This window comes from Nitratireductor sp. StC3 (assembly GCF_003015025.1).
Lineage (GTDB): Bacteria > Pseudomonadota > Alphaproteobacteria > Rhizobiales > Rhizobiaceae > Mangrovimarina > Mangrovimarina alexandrii.
On record NZ_PYBP01000004.1, the window covers coordinates 85,644 to 108,194 of the forward strand.

General features: G+C 64.8%; 24 protein-coding genes and 1 pseudogene. 7 read left to right on the forward strand and 18 right to left on the reverse strand.

From position 1 onward, the window contains the following. Positions 1-66: 66 nt before the first annotated feature. Both C7T96_RS09830 and C7T96_RS09835 read right to left on the reverse strand, forming a co-directional pair. A complete protein-coding gene (locus tag C7T96_RS09830) occupies positions 67-873 on the reverse strand; it encodes a peptidoglycan-binding protein (RefSeq protein WP_106571057.1) in 807 nt (268 codons plus the stop codon). Beyond that, positions 848-2,560: a PAS domain-containing sensor histidine kinase gene (locus C7T96_RS09835; protein ID WP_146149160.1), complete on the reverse strand. Its 1,713-nt coding sequence runs from the start codon at positions 2,558-2,560 to the stop codon at positions 848-850. Before C7T96_RS09835 ends, C7T96_RS09830 begins: the two co-directional genes overlap by 26 nt. A gap of 539 nt (positions 2,561-3,099) precedes the next feature. On the opposite strand from C7T96_RS09835, the gene C7T96_RS09840 reads away from it, so the two are divergent. Beyond that, positions 3,100-3,435 carry a DUF5330 domain-containing protein gene (locus C7T96_RS09840; RefSeq protein WP_106571059.1) on the forward strand — a complete coding sequence of 112 codons (336 nt, stop codon included), beginning with the start codon at positions 3,100-3,102 and terminating at the stop codon, positions 3,433-3,435. 76 nt (positions 3,436-3,511) lie between these two features. Next, positions 3,512-3,940, forward strand: a complete 429-nt coding sequence (locus C7T96_RS09845) for a SufE family protein (protein ID WP_106571060.1) — start codon at positions 3,512-3,514, stop codon at positions 3,938-3,940. A gap of 69 nt (positions 3,941-4,009) precedes the next feature. On the opposite strand, the gene C7T96_RS09850 is transcribed toward C7T96_RS09845, so the two are convergent. Both C7T96_RS09850 and C7T96_RS09855 read right to left on the reverse strand, forming a co-directional pair. Next, positions 4,010-4,828 carry a DUF6456 domain-containing protein gene (locus C7T96_RS09850; protein ID WP_106571061.1) on the reverse strand — a complete coding sequence of 273 codons (819 nt, stop codon included), beginning with the start codon at positions 4,826-4,828 and terminating at the stop codon, positions 4,010-4,012. Position 4,829: 1 nt separating this feature from the next. Further along, positions 4,830-5,231 carry a helix-turn-helix domain-containing protein gene (locus C7T96_RS09855; RefSeq protein ID WP_245414112.1) on the reverse strand — a complete coding sequence of 134 codons (402 nt, stop codon included), beginning with the start codon at positions 5,229-5,231 and terminating at the stop codon, positions 4,830-4,832. 268 nt (positions 5,232-5,499) lie between these two features. On the opposite strand from C7T96_RS09855, the pseudogene C7T96_RS24535 reads away from it, so the two are divergent. Further along, positions 5,500-5,706 (forward strand): annotated as a pseudogene (locus C7T96_RS24535) (cytoplasmic protein); the annotation flags it as partial. 85 nt (positions 5,707-5,791) lie between these two features. Here C7T96_RS24535 and C7T96_RS09865 read toward each other — a convergent pair. The 9 genes from C7T96_RS09865 to C7T96_RS09910 form a co-directional block, all read right to left on the reverse strand. Continuing rightward, on the reverse strand, positions 5,792-6,214 hold the full coding sequence (locus C7T96_RS09865; RefSeq protein ID WP_106571062.1) for a MucR family transcriptional regulator: 423 nt from the start codon (positions 6,212-6,214) through the stop codon (positions 5,792-5,794). Between the two features lie 420 nt (positions 6,215-6,634). Next, entirely contained in the window at positions 6,635-6,991 is a 357-nt protein-coding gene (mnhG, locus tag C7T96_RS09870; protein ID WP_106571063.1) for a monovalent cation/H(+) antiporter subunit G, read from the reverse strand. After that, positions 6,991-7,317: a cation:proton antiporter gene (locus tag C7T96_RS09875; protein WP_106571064.1), complete on the reverse strand. Its 327-nt coding sequence runs from the start codon at positions 7,315-7,317 to the stop codon at positions 6,991-6,993. The genes mnhG and C7T96_RS09875 overlap by 1 nt, the downstream gene beginning before the upstream one ends. Continuing rightward, positions 7,314-7,787 carry a Na+/H+ antiporter subunit E gene (locus tag C7T96_RS09880; RefSeq protein WP_106571065.1) on the reverse strand — a complete coding sequence of 158 codons (474 nt, stop codon included), beginning with the start codon at positions 7,785-7,787 and terminating at the stop codon, positions 7,314-7,316. Before C7T96_RS09880 ends, C7T96_RS09875 begins: the two co-directional genes overlap by 4 nt. Continuing rightward, complete coding sequence (locus tag C7T96_RS09885) at positions 7,784-9,355, reverse strand: Na+/H+ antiporter subunit D (RefSeq protein ID WP_106571066.1); 1,572 nt, start codon at positions 9,353-9,355, stop codon at positions 7,784-7,786. Before C7T96_RS09885 ends, C7T96_RS09880 begins: the two co-directional genes overlap by 4 nt. Before the next feature lie 5 nt (positions 9,356-9,360). After that, positions 9,361-9,738, reverse strand: a complete 378-nt coding sequence (locus C7T96_RS09890) for a Na+/H+ antiporter subunit C (RefSeq protein WP_106571067.1) — start codon at positions 9,736-9,738, stop codon at positions 9,361-9,363. Further along, complete coding sequence (locus tag C7T96_RS09895) at positions 9,738-10,157, reverse strand: Na+/H+ antiporter subunit B (protein ID WP_106571068.1); 420 nt, start codon at positions 10,155-10,157, stop codon at positions 9,738-9,740. Before C7T96_RS09895 ends, C7T96_RS09890 begins: the two co-directional genes overlap by 1 nt. A 1-nt stretch (position 10,158) precedes the next feature. Next, positions 10,159-12,504, reverse strand: a complete 2,346-nt coding sequence (locus C7T96_RS09900) for a putative monovalent cation/H+ antiporter subunit A (RefSeq protein ID WP_106571069.1) — start codon at positions 12,502-12,504, stop codon at positions 10,159-10,161. A gap of 303 nt (positions 12,505-12,807) precedes the next feature. Then, complete coding sequence (locus C7T96_RS09910; RefSeq protein WP_106571071.1) at positions 12,808-13,179, reverse strand: hypothetical protein; 372 nt, start codon at positions 13,177-13,179, stop codon at positions 12,808-12,810. A 131-nt stretch (positions 13,180-13,310) separates the two neighbouring features. Here C7T96_RS09910 and C7T96_RS09915 point away from each other — a divergent pair, with 131 nt between their 5' ends. Together C7T96_RS09915 and C7T96_RS09920 are read left to right on the forward strand one after the other, a co-directional pair. Further along, the gene (locus tag C7T96_RS09915) at positions 13,311-15,410 is read left to right on the forward strand and encodes a S9 family peptidase (protein ID WP_106571072.1); all 2,100 of its coding nucleotides are present in this window, start codon (positions 13,311-13,313) and stop codon (positions 15,408-15,410) included. Between the two features lie 107 nt (positions 15,411-15,517). After that, complete coding sequence (locus C7T96_RS09920; protein WP_106571073.1) at positions 15,518-15,838, forward strand: hypothetical protein; 321 nt, start codon at positions 15,518-15,520, stop codon at positions 15,836-15,838. 15 nt (positions 15,839-15,853) lie between these two features. Here the strand turns inward: C7T96_RS09920 and C7T96_RS09925 are convergent, their stop codons facing one another. The 4 genes from C7T96_RS09925 to C7T96_RS09940 all read right to left on the reverse strand — a co-directional run bounded on the left by C7T96_RS09925 (position 15,854) and on the right by C7T96_RS09940 (position 19,023). Continuing rightward, a complete protein-coding gene (locus C7T96_RS09925; protein WP_238719692.1) occupies positions 15,854-16,795 on the reverse strand; it encodes a cytochrome c in 942 nt (313 codons plus the stop codon). Between the two features lie 14 nt (positions 16,796-16,809). Further along, positions 16,810-17,247, reverse strand: a complete 438-nt coding sequence (locus C7T96_RS09930; RefSeq protein WP_199190445.1) for a cytochrome c — start codon at positions 17,245-17,247, stop codon at positions 16,810-16,812. A 193-nt stretch (positions 17,248-17,440) separates the two neighbouring features. Further along, positions 17,441-18,043, reverse strand: coding sequence for a superoxide dismutase (locus tag C7T96_RS09935; RefSeq protein ID WP_106571076.1), 603 nt, complete (start codon positions 18,041-18,043; stop codon positions 17,441-17,443). A 104-nt stretch (positions 18,044-18,147) separates the two neighbouring features. Continuing rightward, on the reverse strand, positions 18,148-19,023 hold the full coding sequence (locus C7T96_RS09940; protein WP_199190446.1) for a branched-chain amino acid aminotransferase: 876 nt from the start codon (positions 19,021-19,023) through the stop codon (positions 18,148-18,150). 147 nt (positions 19,024-19,170) lie between these two features. On the opposite strand from C7T96_RS09940, the gene C7T96_RS09945 reads away from it, so the two are divergent. Next, entirely contained in the window at positions 19,171-19,833 is a 663-nt protein-coding gene (locus tag C7T96_RS09945) for a haloacid dehalogenase type II (protein WP_106571077.1), read from the forward strand. A 197-nt stretch (positions 19,834-20,030) separates the two neighbouring features. Then, on the forward strand, positions 20,031-20,735 hold the full coding sequence (locus C7T96_RS09950) for a L,D-transpeptidase (RefSeq protein ID WP_245414113.1): 705 nt from the start codon (positions 20,031-20,033) through the stop codon (positions 20,733-20,735). Between the two features lie 18 nt (positions 20,736-20,753). Here the strand turns inward: C7T96_RS09950 and C7T96_RS09955 are convergent, their stop codons facing one another. Next, positions 20,754-22,343, reverse strand: a complete 1,590-nt coding sequence (locus C7T96_RS09955) for a helicase HerA-like C-terminal domain-containing protein (RefSeq protein ID WP_106571079.1) — start codon at positions 22,341-22,343, stop codon at positions 20,754-20,756. Between the last annotated feature and the right edge of the window lie 208 nt (positions 22,344-22,551).

Genomic DNA, 22,551 nt, shown 5'->3' on the forward strand with positions numbered 1-22,551 from the left:
CGTTCGAAAACGCTTTAAAACAATAAGTTAGAGCGGATCTGCGCTTCCACGAAAAGCAGTATTGCTCTAGTTCGTAAGCCCGATTTCGGTCATCTTGACAAGCAATTGCGCATCGGGCTGGCCGGTGACGGGAAGACCGAACAGCGACTGGAACTCGCGGATCGCGCTGCTCGTCTGGTCGCCGACGATCCCGTCGAGGTCGATCCCGTCATGCCCGAAAGCCCGCAGCCCCGCCTGGATCTTGACGATATCGGCATCGCCGAGCTGTGCGGAACCGTCTTCGACGGGCGCGGCGTGGCGCGGTTTTGGGCGCGGCGCCGGCGCGGGCAAGGCGGCGATCTTCTTTTCGGCTAGCGGGCCCTCGATCTGGTGCAGCAGCGCATCGCTGATCTCGCCGTCGACCGCGAGCCCGATCGTCTTTTGATAGGCGGCGATCGCCTGCTTGGTCAACGGGCCGGAAAGACCGTCGACGTCGCCGTCATAAAGGTTCAGACGCGCCAGCGTCTCCTGCACCTTGCGCACGACCGGATCCCCGGCGGCCGGCGCCGGTGCCGGTGCGGGGGCCGGCACCGATGCGGTCACGTCCGGGCTCGGCGGCAACACCGCCGCCACCGGCTCCTCGCGCGGCGTCTGGCTGGGAACCGGCGCTTCGGCCTTGACCATGATGCGGGTCTCAATCAGCGGCTTGGGGTGCTGATAGGGCTGGTACCACAGCGCATTCGCCGACACATATCCCAACGCCACCACGAACGCGGTCACGCCACCGACGAGGATCGGATTGCGGGCAACCGTCGCGCCCAGAGCGGTCGCGAGACTGCCGAGCGTGTCGGCCAGAACCGGGCTTTTCCTACGCGAATTTGCGGAGCGGGTCATCGGATGCGTCTCTCGATTGTCTTTCCGTCTCGATCTTCACGATATGCGGCACGTTTTCGGACGCGGCGGTTCCGTTTTCTGGCACCGCGATCGTGACCGTCGTGCCTTCGCCTGGGGCGCTTTCGATCGCCATCGTGCCGCCGTTGCGCTCGATCAGCCCTTTCACCAGGGCAAGGCCGAGCCCCGTCCCCTCATATTGGCGGGTGTAGTCGTTCACAACCTGGAAAAACGGCTTGCCGATCTGATGAAGGTCGTTCTCGGCCATTCCGATGCCGGTATCGCTGACCCACAGTTCCAGCCGGCCGTCGTCGCGCGATCCGCCGACTGTCACCATGCCGCCTTCGGGCGTGAACTTGACCGCGTTGGCAAGCAGATTGATGAGAATTTGCTGCAGGGCGCGCTTGTCGGCGAAAACCTCGCCCAGCGGCTGGTCGCCGGCGATATCGACACGCACCTGCTTGGCTCTGGCCTGGCACGACACGATCGCGCGAGCGGTCGCGACGATCTCGTCGACCACGAAATGTTCCTTGCTGGGCGTATAGGTCCCGGCCTGGATCTTGGCGATATCGAGGATCGAGTTCACCACCGACAGCAAATGCTGGCCCGATTCCTGAACCAGGCCGACATAGTCGCGCTGGCGCTCGTTGGCGAGCGGACCGGCCAAGTCCTGCAGGAGCATGTCCGAAAAGCCGATGATCGCGTTGAGCGGCGTTCGCAATTCGTGGCTGACGGTCGACAGGAACCGCGACCGGTCGGCTTCGGCGCGCGCAACCGCCGTTTCCAGGTCCTCGCGCAGCCGGACCACGTCATCATTAGCGCGCAGGAAACCGAAGAAGCCGCCGCCAACCGCGCCGCCGCCGGCAAGCTCCAGCCGGAACGGGCCATAGACGGCCCCGACCTCGCCCTTGTCCCGGCGTGGAAGGCGCACCCGCACTTCGAGTGAGCGACGGTCGGCGCCTTCGCGCATGTCGGCCAGCGCGTTCAGATAATGCACCCGGTCGGACACGTGGATCCGGTCGAACAGCCCCGTGCCGAGCAGAAATTCCGGTTCCAGGCGCAACAGCATGCGCGCCTGCGCCGAGGCGTCGGACAATTCGCCATTGCCGGCAAAGCGCAGCGTCACGGCGTCGAGCAGCCCGCCGAGCGTCTCTTCCTGCGGTACGTCGGTTTCGTTGCGCGCCGCCTCCCGCTCGCCGCTCCTGCGCGCGAACCACACGCCGGCATAGATCACGGGCAGCAGCCAATGGCCGGCCGAGGCGCCGATCGCCGGCAGGTCCGGTGCAAGCAGACCGCCCAGGCTCGCAAGCAGAACCGCCGCGCCGGCCGCGCCTGCGCCGATCAGCAGGGAGCGGCGGTCGCGTCCGACATTTTCGGTTTCCACGACCAGGGGCAGCCAGGCAAGAAACAGCGGCGAGGCGAAGCCGCCGGCGAAAAACAGGATCACGGCGCAGGAAAGCACCGCCGCGCCAAGGGCAAGCGGTTCTGCTAAGCGCCGCGAGCCGGTCTGCGCCACGATCACGGCCGCCGACCAGCCGGCCACGAACACCAGGCAGATCGCGGCAAGCGCTGCGGAAACGCCGAGCGGGATGGTCAGCACCTGGGCGAAAGCGGCCGCGGCCAGAAACGGGCCGGTCAGCGACGCGGCCAGCAGGCGGCGCTGGCGCGCGCGTTCGGCGGGCTCGGCCACGCCTGGATGCACCAGCCCTTCGCACGCCTGCGAAAGCCGGTTCTGCCATCCTCCGAAACTTTTATGGACGCTACCCAAAAACACGTACTCGCCACTTGTCCGCTTAGCGGATCGCCGTTTTCCCCGAACCTCTCATTCACCCTTTAAGGAATGAATAAGGGCCGGCGGCCACCGGGCGAAGCTTCACCGAAAATCCGATTTTAACGGGGCACGGGCCGCGGAACATCGGCGGATGGTAAACGCTTGGTATGCGCGCCAGGCGGCCGGTTTTATCCCGCACTATGGTCGCCATGCGCTGAAAAGACTACGAAATTATAGGAAAAACAGCCGCTTGGCTCGTTAATGCCGGCTTTCGGAAACCGGCGGGAATCGCGGCAAATTCTCATAAAAACCCGATTATGGGCATTTATGTCGAATTTGACGAAAAAACCCGCTTTTGCGGCAAGCGTCCTTTCGCGCGCCTGTGGCATGTCGATGCGTGAAGGGAAAAAGCCCGGCCACGCACCCGCAAGCGCCGGCTTTGTCGATGGGGAAGAACTATGGGTTTCCTGATCAAGACGGCATTCTGGTTTTCGCTCGTCCTGCTTTTGCTGCCGATCTCGCCGGAGGGCGCCGACCCCGAAGCCACGGTCGATCCGCTCGAGGCGGTGTTTGCCGCGCGCGCCGCCATCAGCGACGTGTCATCGATGTGCGAGCGCCAGCCCGGCGTGTGCGAGACCGGCCGCGCCGCGGTCCAGACGATCGGCGTGCGGGCCCGCGAAAGCGCGCGCATCGCCTACGAGTTGCTGGACGATCAGTTCGGGCAGTCCGACCCGGCCCTGACCACGGGAACCGTTGCGACGGAGCCCGCGGACACCGGTGCGACGGCGGATTGATTCGCCGCAATCGGCATTCAGGAAGTGACGTACGCCGCGCGAGCCCCTATATGCGGGGGCAAAGGCTGCGCGATTCATGACATCTGACCTGCAAACCATACTCGACGATTTCTCCTTCCTCGACGACTGGGAGGATCGTTACCGCTATGTGATCGATCTCGGTCGCGACCTGCCGCCGTTCGCCGATGAAAACAAGACCGACGAAAACAAGGTGCGCGGCTGCGTCAGCCAGGTCTGGCTGACGACCGCGCGGGAGCCGGGCGAGGATCCGGTCATCCGGTTCGCCGGCGATTCGGACGCCCATATCGTGCGCGGCCTGGTGGCGATCATGCTCGCGCTTTATTCGGGCAGGAAGGCCAGCGAGATCGCCGCGACCGATGCCGAACCGGTTTTGCGCCAGCTCGGCCTTGACGAACACCTGACGCCGCAGCGGGCCAACGGCCTGCGCGCCATGGTCTTGCGGATGCGCAAGGACGCCGAAACCGCGTTGCGCGAACAAGCCTGAGCCCGGCGCGGCCGTCTCGGCTCCGATGCGCGCATAAGCGCTTTTTGCCAACAGGTTTTCATCCGACGCTCATTCCGCGCTGGTCGGCGCGCGCAGGGACGGTCGGAAGTCTTTTGCGCCCCAGTGATGGCTGCCGCGCCGTCGGCCGCGCGCGGACCCCGGCGCATAATGGCGAGCCAGGGCAGCGAGCGCCGTCTTCAGCACGATCTTTGCCGAGCGCGCCGGCCATTGCCGCTCGGTTTCCACCTGTCCGACCCCTTTCAGAAAACAGCAGACATCGATCAGGAGCCCGCCAAGCTCGGGGCCGACGGCATCAAGCGCCGCGTTGACGCGCTGGCGCGCCGCCAGGGCGGCTTCGGTCAGTTCCGCAAGACCGCCGCTCTCGCCGCGGCGGCGTGAGGCGATGGCCGCATCCCAATTGGCGCTGATGCGCGGTGTCAGGCGTCCCCGGTCATAGTCCGAACGCAGGCGCTCACCGGCATCGCATTCCGCTTCGCTCAGAAACGCAGCACCGTCGCGCGTGCGGCGGCGTGCCAATTGCGACAGCGGCGATTCGGCCAGATTGCGCCTGACCTTGTGGCGCAGGCCGTCGACATCGATCTCCACCTCGATCGTGTCGCCATGCTGGTCGCGGAACGGGTCGGGCTTTGCCTTCATCCGCGCCAGGCTTGCCCGGCCGGCGGCGGTCAGGGCGAGACGACCGTCGCGTTGGCGTGCCAGTCCGGCCCGCAGCACGGCGTCCAGCGCCTCGGTTTCCACACTGATTGACCCGCGCGTCACGCCGACCAGTCGCGTGCGGCCCGCCCCTGCGCACTCCTGTGCGCTCGCCTGGTTGCAGGCCAGGAAGCGCAGGATACGCAATTTCGGCTTTCGGCTGACGGGCGCCATTTCAGGCGAACTCCCGATAACGCAGCGCCGCCCGGGCGACGCGCTCGGCCATGGCCACGATGGCGTCGAACTCCTCGTCGTCGCGCATGTCCTCGATCAGATGACAGGCGTGCAGGACGGTGTTGCGGTCGCGTCCGAAACCGCGACCGACCTCGCTCATCGACAAGCCCATGACGACATGGGCGACATACATCGCGATCTGGCGCACGCGCGCCACCGCCAGCGCGGTGCGGCCGGGACGGCGCAGCTCCTTGCTGCTGACGGCAAAGATCGCCGCCGCAATATCGATCATGCATTCGCAGATCTCGATCTTGCGTTCGATCGGATCTTTGGAGGAGCGATGTTGCCCGAGGATCGGCGGGTCCGTTTCAGGGGCTGCGTCAAAGGCGCGGTTGGCGATCACGAGACATGTTCCCTTTTCAAATATAGGAATATGTTCTTATATCGATCCATCGCCGACCTGTGAACAAACAGGCAACGCCTACCGGCACAGAATAATTTTAGAACTTTGATTTTGTTCGATCTTTTTTGGACGAGACCGAACGTTGCGGCCGATTTCCTCCCCACCCGGCCCAGACCGGCAACACTCGTCACCGACGCCGGGATGGGAGGTTCGGATGCGACGCTTGATCGACGAGGCACGGGCCTTCGGCGGCAGAAAAGCCGAACAAGTGCGCCTGGCCGCCGCCCGGGTGGCGCTGTTTGCCGCCTGCGGCATCGACCTGGAAGCCGCCATCGAGGCGCCACCTGCCCGCAAACGGCTGGTGCGCCTGCGGCTCAAGCGGCTGATCGAACGGGAAAGGCTGAAGGGCGAACGCCGTCACTGGAGCTACGATCTCAACCGGCATATCGCGCTCAAACAGGTCTATGATCTGTTGGGACCGGCTGCCGCGTCCGGCGCGGGCACAAACGAAAACGGCGCCCGAAGGCGCCGCTCGCGGATTCGGGAGACCGAACCAGAGCTTAGCTCTTGCTCTTGCGACCAAGGCCCATCTTCTTGGCAAGCGCGGACCGCGCGGCGGCATAGCTCGGCGCAACCATCGGGTAGCTCGCGTCCAGACCCCATTTTTCGCGGTACTGGTCGGGCGTCAGCCCATAATGCGTCATCAGGTGACGCTTGAGCGATTTGAACTTCTTCCCGTCCTCGAGACAGATGATGTAGTCGTCGTGGATCGACTTCTTCGGATTCACCGCAGGCTTCGGCTTTTCTGCCGGCGCGGCTTCCGCCGCGACGCCGACACGCCCCAGCGCGGCGTGAATATCGGCGATCAGGTTCGGCAGTTCGGCCGCCGGCACCGGATTGTTGCTGACATAGGCAGCAACCACGTCGGCCGTCAGTTCGATCAGATTGTCGTTGTTTGCCACGGCTGTCTCGGAAGTTTCCATAATTGTCTAAGGCCCCAATTTTCAAGATACTCGATGGTCACGCAGCGTTCTTCGGCGCTGCTCGCCAGCTGTGCGCGAACGCCACGACTAGTGACGCTTCACTTGCCCCGTAAATAACCTCTTTGGCAAACAATTCAAGGAGAACCTCGGATTATTTTTAGAGGAAATACATCGGCCATGCCCCCTAGATTTTGTATCCTTAATTTATCATTTACAACTTTTGCGCGCTTTTTGCGTCTCTCAACAGTTTCGAAGTAGAATTTCCGCATCGGCGCGCGTTTCCGGCGGGATCGACATGCAGCCACCACGGGATATGAAGCCGTGACCGGGCGCAAAGCTGCGGCACGACGCGCGCGCCAGCGTTGCTTGCCTGATGCGTCCTGCGTGTCGCCAGGGTGGACGTTCGGGCCGGCGGCTGCGTCAGTCGATAGTGGCCGGCGCGGTCTTGTCCTGCCGCGCCATGTCGTCGTGCACCGATCCGTGCCACAGCTTGTAGCCGGCAATATAGGCGGCCCTGGCCAGAAGATGGGCCGAGATCGGCGCGGTCAAAAGGAAGAACACCACCCCGGCGAGCGCGCGCGTGGTCACCGACGCGTCATCGGTATAGATGCTGAGCGCGATCAAAACCACGCAGGCTCCCAGCGTGCCGGCTTTCGAAGCGGCGTGCGTGCGACTGTAGAAATCAGGCAGGCGCACCAGCCCGATCGCCGCAACCAGCGCAAAGGCCGCACCGATCACGATCAGAACGCCCACCAGGTAATTGTAGAATTCGGCCATCATGGCTTTGCCTCGCTTTTGGGCGGCGGCGTCTCGCCCTCCTCGCCGGCACGGCGGCTCATCACGAAACGCGCGAAGGCGACGGTGGCCAGAAAGCCGACCAGGCCGAGCGCGATGGCCACGTCGACATAAAGCGTGATGCCGGTCTTGATGCCGATCACGGCGATGAAGCCGATCGCCACAGACACCAGCATGTCGAGCGCGATGATACGGTCGGGCAGCGTCGGGCCGCGCATCACCCGAAACACCGTGACCAGAAAGGACAGGCTCAGCAGGCCGAGCGCGACGTTCTCGGCCAGAAGCAGAAAGGATTCGCCACCGCTCACCGGAACGCCTCCAGGATCTTGCGCTCGAAGCCGGTGGCAATGTCGAAGCGGGTCTGGTCGGGATCGGAACAATCGATCGCGTGCACATAAAGGAAGCGGCGATCCTCCGACACGTCGACCGACAGCGTGCCCGGCGTCAGCGTGATCAGATTGGCCAAAAGCGTAATCTCGAAATCGCGGTCGACCTTGAGCGGATAGGCGAAGATGCCCGGTTTCAGATCCATCCTCGGTTGCAGGACCAGGACCGCGACGCGCCAGGCCGACAGGACCAGTTCGTAGGCGAACAGGAGCGCGAGCGCGACGACGCGGCGCGCGCGCGCGAAATAGCCCAGCGATCCGACCTGCTCGCGGATCAGATAAAGCGCCGCCGCGCCGAAGGCGAAGCCGAGCAGGAAATTGGAAAAACTGGCCGAGCCGGTGATCGCCATCCAGGCCAGGGCGAGCAGGATATGGTTCAGATAAAGGATCATGAGCCGGGTCCCAGCGGAAAGACGGCCTCCAGATAGGCGGACGGGTCGCTCAACCCGGCCGCCGCGAGCTGGGCGAGCTGCAAAACCGGCTCAGGATAAATGCCGATCCATATCGCGGGCACCAGCAGCCCCGCCAATATGGCATATCCGCCCCCAAGTTGCGCCGCCGCGCCGTCGCCGGCTGCCGGGCCTGCGTCCGGACGGTCGCGCCAGAACGCGAGCGCGAACACCCGCGCGAGCGCGATCGTCGTCAGGATGCCGCTCACCAGGATGGCGATCGCCAGCCACCACATGCCCGCATCCAGCGATGCCTTCACCAGCACGACCTTGGGCCACAGCCCCGACAAAGGCGGCAGGCCCGCCGCCGCCAGCACCAGTGCGAAGGCGATCGCCGCCAACAGCGGGTGCGCCCGGTAAAGACCGGCGATATCGTGCAGCGAATAGCTGCCGCCGGCCTCGTACATCAGGCCGACCAGAAGATAGAGCGCCGTCATGATCAGGATCGAATGGACCGCGTAGAGCACGGTACCGGCGAGCCCGAGCGGGCTGCCGAGCGCGAGGCCGGCCAGCATTACGCCGATGCCCGACACCACGACGAAACCGACGATGCGGCGCAGATCGGACTGCGCCAGCGCGCCCATGATGCCCAACACCATCGTCGCGCCGGCTACCCAGGCGATTAGGTCCGACAAGACGACCCGCTCGAGCGGGAACAGCACCATCATCGAGCGCAGCAACGCATAGATGCCGACCTTGGTCAAAAGACCGCCGAACAGCGCCGAGGTGACGATTCGCGGCGTGTGGTAGGAGGCCGGCAACCAGAAATTGAGCGGAAAGGCGGCCGCCTTCATGCCGAAGGCCAACAACAGCAAGGTGGCGATCGTCATCAGCGGGCCTGTCTCGCGCGCGGCCCCGACCTTGTTGGCGATATCGGCCATGTTAAGCGTGCCGAGCGTGCCGTAGAGCGCGCCGGTCGCGATCAGAAACACCGTCGTTGCAACGAGATTGAGCACGGCATATTTGCTCGCCCCGTCGATCTGACGCTGTTCGGAGCCGAGCACCAGAAGTCCGAACGACGAGATGACGAAGACCTCGAACCAGACATAGAGGTTGAACAGATCGCCGGTCAGAAAGGACCCGTTGACGCCGGCCAGCATCAACAGCAGGAACGGGTAGAAACCGTAGCGGCGGCCGGTCGCGTCGATGTCGCGGATCGCAAACAACGCCCCCACAAGCGTGACGAAGGTGGCGGTGAGCGCGAAGGTCGCGCCAAGCGCGTCGGCGTTGAAGCTGATGCCGAAGGGCGGCAGCCAGCGCCCCATCGTCATCACCAGCGCGCCCTCGGCGATCACCCGGACGAGCAGTGCGGTCGTCGCGGCCAGGGTCGCGGCCGCCACGACGACCGCCATCCAGGCGTGCAGGCGCACCTGATGGCGCACCATCAGCAGGATCGCGCCACCCAGGATCGGCAACGCGACCGGCAGGATCACAACCCAGTCGGCGAGCGCCGTCGGTGCGGTCACCATCGCCGCGCCGAGATCGACGGTATTTGCGCTGCTTACGGCCATCTCGGTCAGTATCCCATCGGCGGCGGACCCTCGCCATCGGGTTCGGCCACACGCATCTCATCGGTGTCGTCGGTGCCGAGCTCCTGGTAGGCTCGATAGGCCAGAACCAACAGGAAGGCGAAAAACGAGAACGAAATCACGATCGCCGTCAGGACGAGCGCCTGCGGCAGCGGGTTGGCGACCGATTCGGGCGGCGTGTCGAAGCCGGCCGGGATGATCGGCGGCACCTCGCGCAACACCCGCCCGGCGGCGAAGATGGTCATGTTGACGGCGTTGCCCAGGATCACGATGCCCAGGATCATCCGGATCGTGTGCTTGGACAGCATCAGATAGATCGCAACCGCGTAAAACAGTCCGACCAGCCCCGACAATGCGGTTTCCATCACAGCCGCTCCCGTTCTTCGAGCGCAAGCGCGATCGAGGTGACCGAGCCGACGACGACGAAATAAACGCCGATATCGAAAAACAGCACCGTCGACAGATCGACCGTCACGCCCAGGATTTCGGGCGACGTCCACAGTCCGGTCAGGAACGGAACCCCGAAAAACAGTGACGCAAAACCCGACAGCGCCGCCAGGAACAGGCCGAAGCCGGACAGCGCCATCGGGTGGAAATAAAGCGCCCTGCGCACCGGCGAGACGCCGCATGCGATGCCGTAAATGGCAAAGGCTGAGGCGGCGATCAGGCCGCCGATGAAGCCGCCGCCGGGCTCGTTATGGCCGCGCAGCAGCACGAACACGGAAAACAGCACCATCAGGCTGGTCAGATAGGGTGCGCTGGTGCGGAAGATGACGGTTCTCATCTCAGCCGCCTTCCTTGCCGCCGGCGGCCGGTTTCGGCACCCGCACGCGGATCAGCGCCAGGATCGCCAGACCGGCGACCATGACAACGGCGATTTCGCCGAGCGTGTCGAGGCCGCGGAAATCGACCAGGATGACGTTCACCACGTTGCGCCCGTGCGCGATCACATAGGAATAGGTCTTGAAGAACGCCGACAGGCTGTCGTCGAACGGCATCTGGGTCACCTTCAGGATCAGGAATCCGAAGCCGGCCCCGCACGCGCCCGCCACGGCGATGTCGAGCAGTTTTTCGTTTGTCGGCCGGTGATCGCTGGGATGCAGGCGCAGGCGCGTCATCGCCAGGGCAAGGATGACCACCGACAGCGTTTCGACCATGAACTGGGTGAACGACAGATCGGGTGCGCCCAAAAGCATGAACAAGAGCGCCACCGCGAAGCCCTGGATGCCGAGCGACACGATCGCCGTCAGCCGATCCCGCGCGTAGACCACCGCGCCGAGGCCGATGACGGCGATCGCGATCACCGTCCATTCGTAAAACGGCAGGTCCGGCATTTCGGGCAGGTCCGGCATCTCGCCGAACACGGTCATCGGAGCCCACAGGGCCAGCGCGATCGCGATGAAGGTGACGGTCATGTAGACTTCCATCCGGCCGCTCTGGATGATCCGCGTCACGCCGAACGAGGCCCGCAGCAGGCCGCGGATCGTCTGGTCGAACCCGCGATCCGGTCCCCAGCCGATCGCGGCCAGCAGCGCCGCCATCGCCGCGCGTGCCTGGTCGAGGAACCAGTAGATGGCGATGCCCAAAATGACGGTCAGCACCGAAAGCGCCAGCGGCACGCTGATATAGGGGATGACGGAAATGTGGACCGCGATGTCATTGCCCGCCACGGCGCTCGCCATCGGGCTCGACACGAAATGGTGCGCGGTTTCGGATAACAGCGCCGAGACCAGCCCGACGAGCGCCAGCGTCAGCGGCCCGAGCCACAGCAGGGGTGGCCCCTCATGGGCCTCTTTCGGCGTCGCCACGCGCGGGCCCAGGAACGGCTTCAGCGCCACCGCGAACCCGATCACCAGCATCAGCGCGTTGCCGAGTATGGCCACCAGCGTGAACAGGCCGTGCCAGCCGTCCTGGAACTGCAGTGCGGCGTAGATCTCCTCCTTGGCCAGGAAGCCGAAAAACGGCGGTAGCCCGCCCATCGACAGCGCGGCCAGAAGCGCGGCGGCGAAGGTGACCGGCATCGCGCGGCGCAAGCCGCCGAGCGCGGTGATGTCGCGGGTGCCGCTTTCATGGTCGATCGCACCGGCCACCATGAACAGCGTGCCCTTGAACAGGGAGTGGGCGACGAGATAGAGCACCGCGCCCTCGACGGCCTTGTCGGAACCGAGCCCGGTCAGCATGACCAGAATGCCGAGCGAGGCGACGGTCGTGTAGGCGAGCATCAGCTTCAGGTCGGTCTGGCGGATCGCCAACAGCGTGCCGACGATCAGCGTCGTACCGCCGAACACCGGCAGCACGGTTTCCCAGGCATCCGTGCCGCCGAAGGCCGGGTTGAGCCGCATGACGAGATAGACGCCGGCCTTCACCATGGTCGCGGAATGGAGATAGGCCGACACAGGGGTCGGCGCCTCCATCGCGTTGGGCAGCCAGAAATGAAACGGAAACTGGGCCGATTTGGTAAACGCGCCGCCCAGAACCAGCACCAGTGCCACCAGATACAAGGCGCTATGGCGCATGGTGTCGCCGGCGGCCAAAAGCCCGGAAAGCTCGGTTTCGCCGGTCGCGATCCACACCACCAGCAAGCCGGCCAAAAGCGACAGCCCGCCGAGCCCGGTCACCACCAGCGCCTGGATGGCGGCCCGGCGCGAGGCCTCGCGCCTGTGATCGAAGCCGATCAGCAGGAAGGAGGTGATCGAGGTCAGTTCCCAGAACACGAACAGGGTGAGGAACGAATCGGACACGACCAGCCCCTGCATCGCGCCCATGAACAGGAGGATGAAGGAAAAGAACCGGCCGAGCTGGGGATGGTCCTTCAGATAGCCGCCCGAATAAAGCACGATCAGCGTGCCGATACCCGAGATCAGCAGGGCGAAGGTCAGCGACAGGCCGTCGAGGAACCAGGAAAAGCGGACGTCGAGACTGGGAATCCAGGCATAACCGCCCGAAACCGTGGCCCCGTCGGCCACCGTGCCGAGCAGCCCGGCGAAATGGACAAAGATGAAGGCGGGCGCGAGCGCTAGCACCCAGGCGGCGTTGTGCTTCAACGCTCGCGTGAGGAACGGCGCGGCCAACGCGGCAACAAACGGCAAGACTAGCACGAAGAAGGTCAGCGATTGCGATCCGCTCGCCATTCAAAAGTCCTGTTTTCGCGCGAGCCGCCGCGCCGGTGATGCTGTTGTGTGGTGACATAGCGGCTCACCCCACGCCGGGCAAGCGGATGCGGCGCCTGGCCGCGCTTGGCGCGTGCGGAAATCCGGTCACCGGCCGGCAAAAAGGCGCAAAAACGACCGCGGAACGACTTCAAAAGAAACGGACGGTTGTGGAAAACCTCGGCCGGAGAAGGGCGTGCGCCGACGCCAAGACCGCCCGGAGGACGGCCGAGATGCTATGGCGCCCAGCGCCGATATTTGTGCCGGAAACCGCGAGCGCCGGCATCAAATGGGGCTGATATAGCGGCCGTAGACCCAGCCGGTCGTCCAGTCGCCGGTCCGCCTCGGATCGTGCCAGACCTCGCACCAGCGATAGCGCACGGCCTGCGCCTGCTGCCAGGCCGGCAGCCCGGCGACGTCGTCGAGCGCAAGCCCCTTGGTGCAGCGACCGGTCATCTGCAACGGCGCGCCATTGGGATAGGCCGCCTGTTTCTGGGAATGGCTGGCGGGATATTTGCGCACGTTGAGCGTGTCGCCCCACGGCACGTTGGCGACCTGCCAGCCGTAAAAGGCCGAGGCGCCGGCTTCGACGGCCTGGGCGCCGAGTACGGTCGTCGCGACAAGGGCGGCGGCAAGGCATTTGCGCGTTATCATCATTCCCTCCGGTTTGCTGTCTGTTCATTTGATTACCGGGCGGGAATGCCATAGCTGGGTTGAATACCGGCTGATCGGCCCGTTCATGTCGTGTTCAAGACACGCCCACCCACTCCGCGTTTCGAGAAGGTTCCATGGCGAAAACCGAGAAATTTCCGGATATTCCGGCTCCGACGGCCGAACGACGCCCCGTCGAAACCAGCCATCACGGCATTACCCGCATCGACGACTACGCCTGGCTGCGGGCGCAGAACTGGCAGCAGGTTTTCCGCGATCCTGCTGTGCTGGCGGCCGACATCCGCGCCCATCTGGACGCCGAGAACGCCTATCAGGCAGCGATGATGGGCGACACGGAAGCCCTGCAGAAAGCCTTGTTTTCGGAGATGCGCGGCCGGATCAAGGAGGACGATTCCTCCGTTCCCATGCCGGACGGCCCCTATGCCTACGGCACGTCCTTCAAGACCGGCGGCCAGCAGCCGCGCTTCTTTCGCACGCCGCGCGAAGGCGGGGCGCACGACATGCTGCTCGACGGCGACGCCGAGGCAGAGGGCAAACCCTATTTCCGCCTCGGCAGCGCCGACCATTCGCCCGACCATGCCCGGCTGCTGTGGGGCTATGACGACAAGGGGTCGGAATTCTACGATCTCAAGGTGCGCGACCTCGAATCGGGCGCCGATCTTGCCGACCGGGTCGCCGATACCGGCGGCGGCGGTGTCTGGGCGGCCGGCAATGACGGGTTTTTTTACACCCGGCTCGACGAGAATCACCGCCCGTCGAAAGTGCTTTTCCACCGCCTGGGAACCGATACGGCGAGCGACCGTCTCATCTATGAGGAAACCGATCCGGGCTTCTTCATGAATGTCGGCGGCACGCGCGCCCAGGACTGGGTGTTCGTCGCCATCCACGACCACGAGACGTCGGAATATCATGTCCTGCCGGCGGCCGATCCGACGGCCGCGCCGAAATGCGTGCGCCCGCGCGAAACCGGCGTCCAGTACGATCTCGAGGAAGGCGGCGACATCTTCTTCGTGCTCACCAATATCGGCGGCGCCAAGGACTTCAAGGTGATGACGGCGCCGGTCTCCGATCCCTCGCAGGCCAATTGGCGGGAACTCGTCGCGCACGAGCCGGGCCGGCTGATCCTGTCGATCATGGCGTTCCGCGATTTCCTCGTGCGGCTGGAGCGCAAGGACGGCCTGCCGCGGCTGGTCGTGCACGAACGCGAAGGCGGCGAGGAGCATGTGGTGGCGTTCGAGGAGGAAGCCTATTCGCTCGGTCTCGTCGGATCGCTCGAATATGACACCGACACGATCCGGTTCGCCTATTCGTCGATGACCACGCCCTCGCAGGTCTTCGACTACAACATGCGCACGCGCGAGCGGGTGCTGCGCAAGACACAGGAGGTGCCGTCCGGCCACGCGCCGGATGACTACGTGACGCGGCGCTTGATGGCGCCGTCGCATGACGGGGTCTTGGTGCCGGTTTCACTGCTTTATCGCCGCGATACGCCGCTCGACGGCAGCGCGCCCTGCCTGCTCTACGGCTATGGCTCCTATGGGATCGCGATCCCGGCCTCCTTCAACACCAACTGCCTGTCGCTGGTCGATCGCGGCTTCGTCTATGCGATCGCCCATGTGCGCGGCGGCAAGGACAAGGGCTACGCCTGGTACGAGGACGGCAAACGCGGCAAGAAGACCAACACGTTCGAGGATTTCGTCGCCGTGGCGCGCTATCTGGCCGCCGAAAACTATACCGCGCCGGGCCGCATCGTCGCGCAGGGCGGCTCGGCCGGCGGCATGCTGATGGGTGCGGTCGCCAACATGGCGCCGGAGCTGTTCGGCGGCATCATCGCCGAGGTGCCGTTCGTCGACGTTTTGGAGACCATGCTTGACGACACGCTGCCGCTGACCCCGCCCGAATGGCCGGAATGGGGCAATCCGATCACCTCGGCAGACGATTACCGCACGATCGCCGCCTACTCGCCCTATGACAATGTCGAGGCCAAGACCTATCCGCCGATCCTGGCGCTGGCTGGGCTGACCGATCCGCGCGTGACCTATTGGGAACCGGCGAAATGGGTGGCGCGCCTGCGCGCGCGCAAGCGCGGAGACAATCCGGTGCTGCTGCGCATCAACATGGACGCCGGCCACGCCGGGGCGTCCGGGCGGTTCTCGCGGCTGGAGGAGATCGCCTTTGCCTACGCCTTCGCGCTGAAAGTGACCGGCCTTGCCTGACGACCCGGGTCGAAGCCTGGCGTTCGCGCACCGCAGTTGCGCCACAAACGTAATTAGGCTCTGTTCTGCAGAAAGGGGCATATCAAACGTTTGCGAAGGAGCATTCCATGATCCGCAACGCGTCTACGGCACTGTCCTGTCTGACCGGTTTTCTGCTGTTGTCGGTGCTCACCGTTCCGGCTTTCGCCGGCGAGATCGTCGAGCGGCCGGGCGAGCGGCCGCGCGAAATGCCCAACATATGCAGCCAGCATCCCGACGATCCCTATTTCGGCAGCTTTCGCGGCATCGGCCAAAAGGGCATGTTCCGCGACCAGATGATCTTCGAGGCGGGCTGCTTTGCCAGCAAGGCGCGTTGCGAGGCGTGGCTTTACGCCATCCGCTCCGACCACAGTGCGGGCGAGAAGTCGGCCTATTGCAAGCCGCGATAGGCGACCGGGCCGGGGTCAGTCTCGTGCGGGATAACCGTTCGGGCGCGGCGGCACCGCCTTGAGATAGGCAGCGATCGCCGCGCGGTCCTCGGCCGGCAGCCGCGCCATGTTCTTCTGGACCGCGACCATGGCCCCGCCGACCGTGTCGAAATCGGGGGTGAAGCCGGATTCCAGATAGTAGGCGATATCGCCCGCCGACCACGACAGGCCGCCCTCGCCGGGCGTGATGTTGGGCACGATGCCGTCGCCCTCGGCCGCGACGGCGCCGGCCAGCCATGCCTGCGTCTTCAGGCCGCCGGTCAACGCGCGCGGCGTATGGCATTCCCCGCAATGGCCGGGCCCCTCGACGAGATAGCGTCCCGCGCGCGTCTTTTCGTCGGCGTCGGAAGCAAGCGCGACCACAGGCTCGGGGTCGAGATAAAGCCGTTTCCACAGACCCAGCCCGCGACGGACGGTGAACGGAAATGCGAGCTCGTGGCCCGGCGCTGCACCTGCCACCGCCGGCAGCGTGCGCATGAAGGCATAAAGGTCGGCGATGTCGGCCGGGCGCATGCGCGCGTAAGACGCATAGGGAAAGGCCGGGTAATAATGGCTTCCGTCGGGCGCCACGCCGCGCAGCATGGCGTTGGCGAAGTCGCCTGCCGACCAGCCGCCGATCCCGTCTTGTTCGTGGCTCGAGATGTTCGGCGCGACAAACGTGCCGAACGGTGTTTTGAGTTCCAGCCCGCCGGCCAGTTCCAGGACCGCATCGCCCTGTGCGCCCGGCCGCGCGTGACAGGACGTGCAGCCGGCGGCCCAGAACATGCGCTCGCCGCGCGCGGCGTCGCCTTCGGGAAGCGCCGCGATGGCTTCCTGCGGCAACCGGTTTGGGCCGGATAGATAAAAAAGCGCGGCCGCCCCCGCCACGCCGAGCGCGGCGAGCACGAGGACGAACCTGCCAAGAGTGGATTTTTTCAAGCGAACCGGCCGGATCAGTTCTTCTTCATACGGTAGTTTTCATGGCAGCCGCCGCAATTCTGGCCGATCCTGCCCAGCGCGGCCTGCACGCCGGCCTGGTCCGCGGGCATGGACGAGGCCACCTCGGCGACGTCGGCTTTCAGCTTGTCGGCGCGCTCCTGGAAATCGGCCATATTCTCCCAGATCGCCGGCAGGGCCTCGGTTTCGCCCGTTGTGCTGCCTTCGGGAAACAGGGCGGCCACGTCGAGTTTGTCGGTGGCCTCGTTCAGCGCGGTCAGGTTTTGCTCGACCACGCCGGCGTCGAAGGCGTTTTCCCCCTTGGCGATCGCCGCCAGGGGTCCGAGCGCCTTGCCTATTGCCTTCATAACCGCCTGGCGATCCTCGACCGGGCCGGCGAACGACAACGACGCCGTCACCGCGAGCAAGGCTCCTGCCACAAACACTCTCTTCATCAATCGTCCTCCGGCATGTTTCAGGGGAAAATCTCAGGCTTCACAGCCTGATAATGGCCGAGAAACCGTTCACGCGTCATCACGCTTGTGTGAAAGTTGGCGTTGCCACCGTCGACAGACTGTCAACAAAAACGGACCCCGGCCGGGCCGGGATCCGTCGCATGTCATTCCACAAGCGTTTGCGTCGGGCGGTTCAGCCGGACGCCTTTTCGTAGCATTCCAGCACGTAATCCCAGTTGATGAGATTGTCGATGAAAGCCTCGAGATATTTCGGCCGCGCGTTGCGGTAGTCGATATAATAGGAGTGTTCCCACACATCGACGCCGAGGATCGGCACCGCGCCGTGCACCAGCGGGTTCTCGCCGTTCGGCGTCTTCATGACCTCCAGCTTGCCGTTCTTCACCGCAAGCCAGGCCCAGCCCGAACCGAACTGGGTCGTGCCGGCATTGATGAAATCGGCGCGGAACTTGTCGTAACCGCCCAGATCGCTGTCGACGGCCGCCTGCAGCTTGCCCGGCAGGTTCTTGCCGCCGCCGCCGCCCTTCATCCACTTCCAGAAATGGATGTGGTTGTAGTGCTGGCCGGCATTGTTGAACAGGCCCGGATTCTTGCCGTGCGACTGCTTGACGATTTCCTCCAGCGACAACCCGTCCATCCCGGCTTCCGCGGCCAGCTTGTTGCCGTTGTCGACATAGGCCTTGTGATGCTTGTCGTGGTGATATTCGAGCGTCTCGCGCGACATGTAGGGCTGCAGCGCCTCGTAGTCGTAGGGCAGGTCCGGCAATTCAAAAGCCATCGTCAATCTCCTTTTCAAACACGAACGGGTTGTTGCGTTCAGTTAAGCCCCCTGCCCGGCTTGCGCAACCGGTCCGGGCCAACCTGTTTCGTCGGGGCAGGCCCCTAGACGGTGACCGAATGCGCCCACTCCCAGTAGAGCGCGCGCACGCGTTCGGCGACCGGGCCGGGTTGCAGACGCCGGTCCTCGATCTGGATAACGGGCACCACCTTGGAATGGTTGCCGGTGGAAAAAATTTCGTCGGCATTGAGGAAATCGCCGACGCTCAGCGTCTTTTCGTTCACGCGCAGCCCAGCGGCGTCGAGCAGCGCGATGGCCCGCGCCCGGGTGATGCCGGACAGGAAGGTGCCGTTGGCGATCGGCGTGAACACCTCGCCATCCTTGACGAGAAAAATGTTCGACGTGCCGGTTTCGGCGACGTTGCCCAGCATGTCGAGCACCAGCGCGTTGTCGAAACCGCGCGACTTGGCCTCGAGTATCGCGCGGCCATTGTTGGGATAAAGGCAGCCGGCCTTGGCGTTGGTCGGCATCGTCTCCAGCGTCGGGCGGCGAAACGGCGATACCGTCACCGAAAAGCCGGACGGCGAGATCATCGACGCCTCGTACAGGCACAGGCAGAACCGGGTCGAGTCGGGTTCGGCCGGAACGCCCATATAGCCGCCGTGCTCGGCCCAGTACATCGGCCGGACGTAAACGGCGGTCTTGCCGTCGAATTTTTTCAGCCCGTCCATCGTCAGGCCGGCGATCTCCTCCGGCGAGACGGTCGGTTTCAACCCGAGCGCGATCGCCGAGGCGTTGACCCGTTCGCAATGCCGGTCGAGATCCGGCGCCACGCCCTCGAACCAGCGCGCGCCGTCGAACACGGTCGTGCCGAGCCACATGGCGTGGCTGCGCGGGCCGATGATGGGAACATTGCCTTCGTGCCAGTCGCCGTCGAGATAGGTCCAGGTCAGCGACTGCGCGCTCGTATCAACAGCCATGATTGGAACGTCCTTCTGTTGCAGGCCTATGGATAGTGGTTCATGGCGCGGCGTCAATCGCCTGCAAGGGAACACCGATTGCTCCAACCCACCCTTGACCCGATCCAACCCATCGGATCAAGTCTTTCCAACCGGGAACAGACCACGATGCGCCATTCCGCTTTCATCTTCGATGCCTACGGCACGCTGTTCGACGTCCATGCCGCGGTGCGCCGCCATGCCCAGGCGGTCGGGCCGGACGGGCAGGTGCTGTCGGAAATCTGGCGCGCCAAGCAGCTCGAATATTCCTGGGTTCGCACCATGATGGGCGCCTTCGTCGATTTCTGGCAGCTGACGGAACAGGCGCTCGACCATGCTTTCGAGCGCGTGCCCTCGGCCGATCGCGCGCTGCGCCAGGACCTGCTCGACGCCTATTGGCGGCTGGATTGCTACCCGGAAGTGCCGGCGGTGCTGAAGGCGCTCAAGGCTGACGGGGCACGGCTCGCGATCCTGTCGAACGGCTCGCGCGCCATGCTGGAGGCGGCGGTGAAGTCCGCGGCACTCGACCTGGTTCTGGACGATATCTTTTCCGTCGACGACGTCGAGCGCTTCAAGACCGATCCGGCCGTCTACGACATGGCGACCACCGCCTGGCGGCTCTACCCGCAAGCGGTCTCGTTCCAATCGTCCAATCGCTGGGACGTTGCCGGCGCCACCAAGTTCGGCTTCCGCACCGTGTGGATCAATCGCGCCGGCCAGCCGGACGAATATCGCGACTATCCCCCGGCGCTGATCCTGCCGTCGCTGAACGGCCTGGTGGACACGCGATGACCCTCCACGCCTGTTGCACAGGCGCAACAGTCGGAGCGCCGCCACAAGGCTGCCTTTGTTTTTTCACCCCACGGCCGCATTCGATGGGGCATATCAGCCCGGCGGGAGAAAATGTTCGGCGTGCCGGACGTTGAATCGTTTCTAGTGGCTTTCTTTAGCGAGGTAGCATGTCCGGCCCATACCACAACTCCGCGCCCATGACGCGGCGCTCTCTTCTTTCCGGTGCTGCGGCTGGCGCCGCGTCGCTCGCACTGGCGTCGTGCACGACAACCAGCGGCATCCCGCCGGCAGACAAGCCGAAGGACGATGCCGGGCTGGGTTCGGCGTTCGGCAACTACGCCACCATGTACGCAGCCGTTACCGATGGCGGCTTCGACGTGCCCGCCGTGCCGATCGACAAAATGCAACGCCGCTATCTGCGCCGGCTGGTTCCCGATCCGACGGGCGAGCGCCCCGGTACCGTCGTGGTCGATACCTCGGCTCACTTCCTCTACCTGGTGCGCGAGAACGGCCAGGCGCTGCGCTACGGCGTGGGTCTTGGCCGCGCGGGCTTCGAGTGGTCGGGTCGCGCCGTCATCCAGTGGAAGCGCAAATGGCCGAAATGGACCCCGCCGGACGAGATGATCGCGCGCAAGCCGGAACTGGAAAAATACAGCGTGCGCAATGGCGGCATGGAGCCGGGGCTGATGAACCCGCTCGGCGCGCGCGCGCTTTATATCTTCCAGGACGGCGTCGACACGCTTTACCGGGTCCACGGCTCGCCGGAATGGTGGACCATCGGCAAGTCGGTTTCGTCTGGCTGCGTGCGCATGCTCAACCAGGACGTGATGGACCTTTACGACCGCGTGCCCAACCGTACGCCGATCCTGGTCACGTCGGGCGTTTCGCAGGCGGTTTCGTGATCGAAAACCGCCGGAGCCTCAGCGCCCGCGCTTGAGACTGCCCAGAATGCCGCGCACCAGGGCGCGGCCGAGCGACGTGCCGACCGAACGCGCCACCGACTTGATGGCCGCTTCGGTCACGCTCTGACGATTGGAGCTACGGCGGCGCGTGGTCGTACGCGGCGTGGTCTTGCGCGTGGTGCTGGGCCTGCGCCGATCCTCGTCGCGGTCGCCGAAATCCGGCAGGGTCCAGCGCGTGCGCTTGTCATCGCTGCCATCCTGCTGCTCTTCGCGGCGCGTCGCCTCTTCCTCGGCCTGAGCCGCCTTGGCGGCGCGTTTCTGCAGGATCTCGAAGGCCGACTCGCGGTCGACCGGCGTGTCGTACTGGCCGGCGACGGGGCTGATTGCGCTGATCTTTTCGCGTTCGGTTTCCGAGATCGGTCCCAGCCTCGATGCCGGCGGACGGATCAGCGTGCGCTGCACCATGGACGGCACCCCCTTGGCCTCCAGCGTGGACACCAGGGCCTCGCCGACCCCGAGCTGGGTGATCGCGGTGGCGCAGTCGAAATCGGGGTTGGGACGAAAGGTCTCGGCCGCCGTCTTCACCGCCTTCTGCTCGCGCGGCGTATAGGCGCGCAGGGCGTGCTGGACGCGATTGCCGAGCTGGGACAACACCGTCTCCGGCACGTCGAGCGGGTTCTGGGTCACGAAATAGACGCCGACACCCTTGGAGCGGATGAGCCGTACCACCTGTTCGACCCGGTCGAGCAGGATTTTCGGGGCCTCGTCGAACAAAAGATGCGCCTCGTCGAAAAAGAACACCAGGCGCGGCCGGTCGGGATCGCCGACCTCGGGCAGAACCTCGAACAGCTCCGACAACAGCCACAGCAGGAAGGTCGCGTAAAGCCGCGGGTTCATCATCAGCCGGTCGGCCGCCAGAACGCTGATGGCGCCGCGCCCGTCGCGGGTCGTGCGCATCAGATCCTCGATGCGCAGGGCCGGCTCGCCGAAGAAATGGTTGCCGCCCTGCTGTTCGAGGACCAGCAGCGAGCGCTGGATGGCGCCGACCGAGGCCTTGCTGACATTGCCGTAGACCTTGCTGATCTCGTCGGCCCGCTCGGCGATACTGACCAAAATCGCCTGCAGATCCTTCATGTCGAGCAGCAGCAGCCCCTCCTCGTCGGCGATACGAAAGGCGATGTTGATCACCCCTTCCTGCGCGTCGGTCAGGTTCATCAGCCGCGACAGCAACAGCGGTCCCATCTCCGACACGGTGGCGCGGATCGGATGTCCCTTTTCGCCGAACAGATCCCAGAAGATCACCGGGAATTCCTGGAATTCATAGGGATCGAGCCTGATCGCGTCGGCGCGCTTGGTCAGGAAATCCTTCGCTTCGCCCATTGCGGCGATGCCGGAGAGATCGCCCTTGACGTCGGCGCAGAAGACCGGAACGCCCGCATTGGAAAATCCTTCGGCCAGGATTTGCAGGGTCACCGTCTTGCCGGTGCCCGTCGCGCCGGTGACCAGGCCGTGACGATTGGCGTATTTCAGCAACAGCCGCTCGGCCGCCTGATAGCTGTCGTCGGGCTTTCGGCTGGCTCCGATGAAAAGGCTGTCGTCCTGGGCCATGCGTGTTCTCTCCGGCAATCCCGCGACTGGCCCGGGCGCCGGCCGCTTCGTGTCTTCCTATAAACAGCCCCGCACCCGCCGACAACGCCGCCGCGCGCCAGGCCGCAAGGACGGCTGCTTGCAGATTTGCCAAAAGTCCCTGTTGCCCGCCGGTCCGACCGATTGTATCGGGAAGCGCTGCCAGACCGAACCGCGGCGCCGGCATCGA

What these genes read in the sequence shown, in the direction of transcription:
- C7T96_RS09950 (WP_245414113.1), top strand. Translation starts at nt 20,031, where the DNA reads ATGACGCGGCGCTCTCTTCTTTCCGGTGCTGCGGCTGGCGCCGCGTCG.
- C7T96_RS09900 (WP_106571069.1), bottom strand. Translation starts at nt 12,504, where the DNA reads ATGGCGAGCGGATCGCAATCGCTGACCTTCTTCGTGCTAGTCTTGCCG.
- C7T96_RS09955 (WP_106571079.1), bottom strand. Translation starts at nt 22,343, where the DNA reads ATGGCCCAGGACGACAGCCTTTTCATCGGAGCCAGCCGAAAGCCCGAC.
- C7T96_RS09895 (WP_106571068.1), bottom strand. Translation starts at nt 10,157, where the DNA reads ATGAGAACCGTCATCTTCCGCACCAGCGCACCCTATCTGACCAGCCTG.
- C7T96_RS09910 (WP_106571071.1), bottom strand. Translation starts at nt 13,179, where the DNA reads ATGATGATAACGCGCAAATGCCTTGCCGCCGCCCTTGTCGCGACGACC.
- C7T96_RS09865 (WP_106571062.1), bottom strand. Translation starts at nt 6,214, where the DNA reads ATGGAAACTTCCGAGACAGCCGTGGCAAACAACGACAATCTGATCGAA.
- C7T96_RS09920 (WP_106571073.1), top strand. Translation starts at nt 15,518, where the DNA reads ATGATCCGCAACGCGTCTACGGCACTGTCCTGTCTGACCGGTTTTCTG.
- C7T96_RS09850 (WP_106571061.1), bottom strand. Translation starts at nt 4,828, where the DNA reads ATGGCGCCCGTCAGCCGAAAGCCGAAATTGCGTATCCTGCGCTTCCTG.
- C7T96_RS09890 (WP_106571067.1), bottom strand. Translation starts at nt 9,738, where the DNA reads ATGGAAACCGCATTGTCGGGGCTGGTCGGACTGTTTTACGCGGTTGCG.
- C7T96_RS09915 (WP_106571072.1), top strand. Translation starts at nt 13,311, where the DNA reads ATGGCGAAAACCGAGAAATTTCCGGATATTCCGGCTCCGACGGCCGAA.
- C7T96_RS09840 (WP_106571059.1), top strand. Translation starts at nt 3,100, where the DNA reads ATGGGTTTCCTGATCAAGACGGCATTCTGGTTTTCGCTCGTCCTGCTT.
- C7T96_RS09945 (WP_106571077.1), top strand. Translation starts at nt 19,171, where the DNA reads ATGCGCCATTCCGCTTTCATCTTCGATGCCTACGGCACGCTGTTCGAC.
- mnhG (WP_106571063.1), bottom strand. Translation starts at nt 6,991, where the DNA reads ATGGCCGAATTCTACAATTACCTGGTGGGCGTTCTGATCGTGATCGGT.
- C7T96_RS09885 (WP_106571066.1), bottom strand. Translation starts at nt 9,355, where the DNA reads ATGGCCGTAAGCAGCGCAAATACCGTCGATCTCGGCGCGGCGATGGTG.
- C7T96_RS09930 (WP_199190445.1), bottom strand. Translation starts at nt 17,247, where the DNA reads ATGAAGAGAGTGTTTGTGGCAGGAGCCTTGCTCGCGGTGACGGCGTCG.
- C7T96_RS09940 (WP_199190446.1), bottom strand. Translation starts at nt 19,023, where the DNA reads ATGGCTGTTGATACGAGCGCGCAGTCGCTGACCTGGACCTATCTCGAC.
- C7T96_RS09830 (WP_106571057.1), bottom strand. Translation starts at nt 873, where the DNA reads ATGACCCGCTCCGCAAATTCGCGTAGGAAAAGCCCGGTTCTGGCCGAC.
- C7T96_RS09880 (WP_106571065.1), bottom strand. Translation starts at nt 7,787, where the DNA reads ATGATCCTTTATCTGAACCATATCCTGCTCGCCCTGGCCTGGATGGCG.
- C7T96_RS09845 (WP_106571060.1), top strand. Translation starts at nt 3,512, where the DNA reads ATGACATCTGACCTGCAAACCATACTCGACGATTTCTCCTTCCTCGAC.
- C7T96_RS09935 (WP_106571076.1), bottom strand. Translation starts at nt 18,043, where the DNA reads ATGGCTTTTGAATTGCCGGACCTGCCCTACGACTACGAGGCGCTGCAG.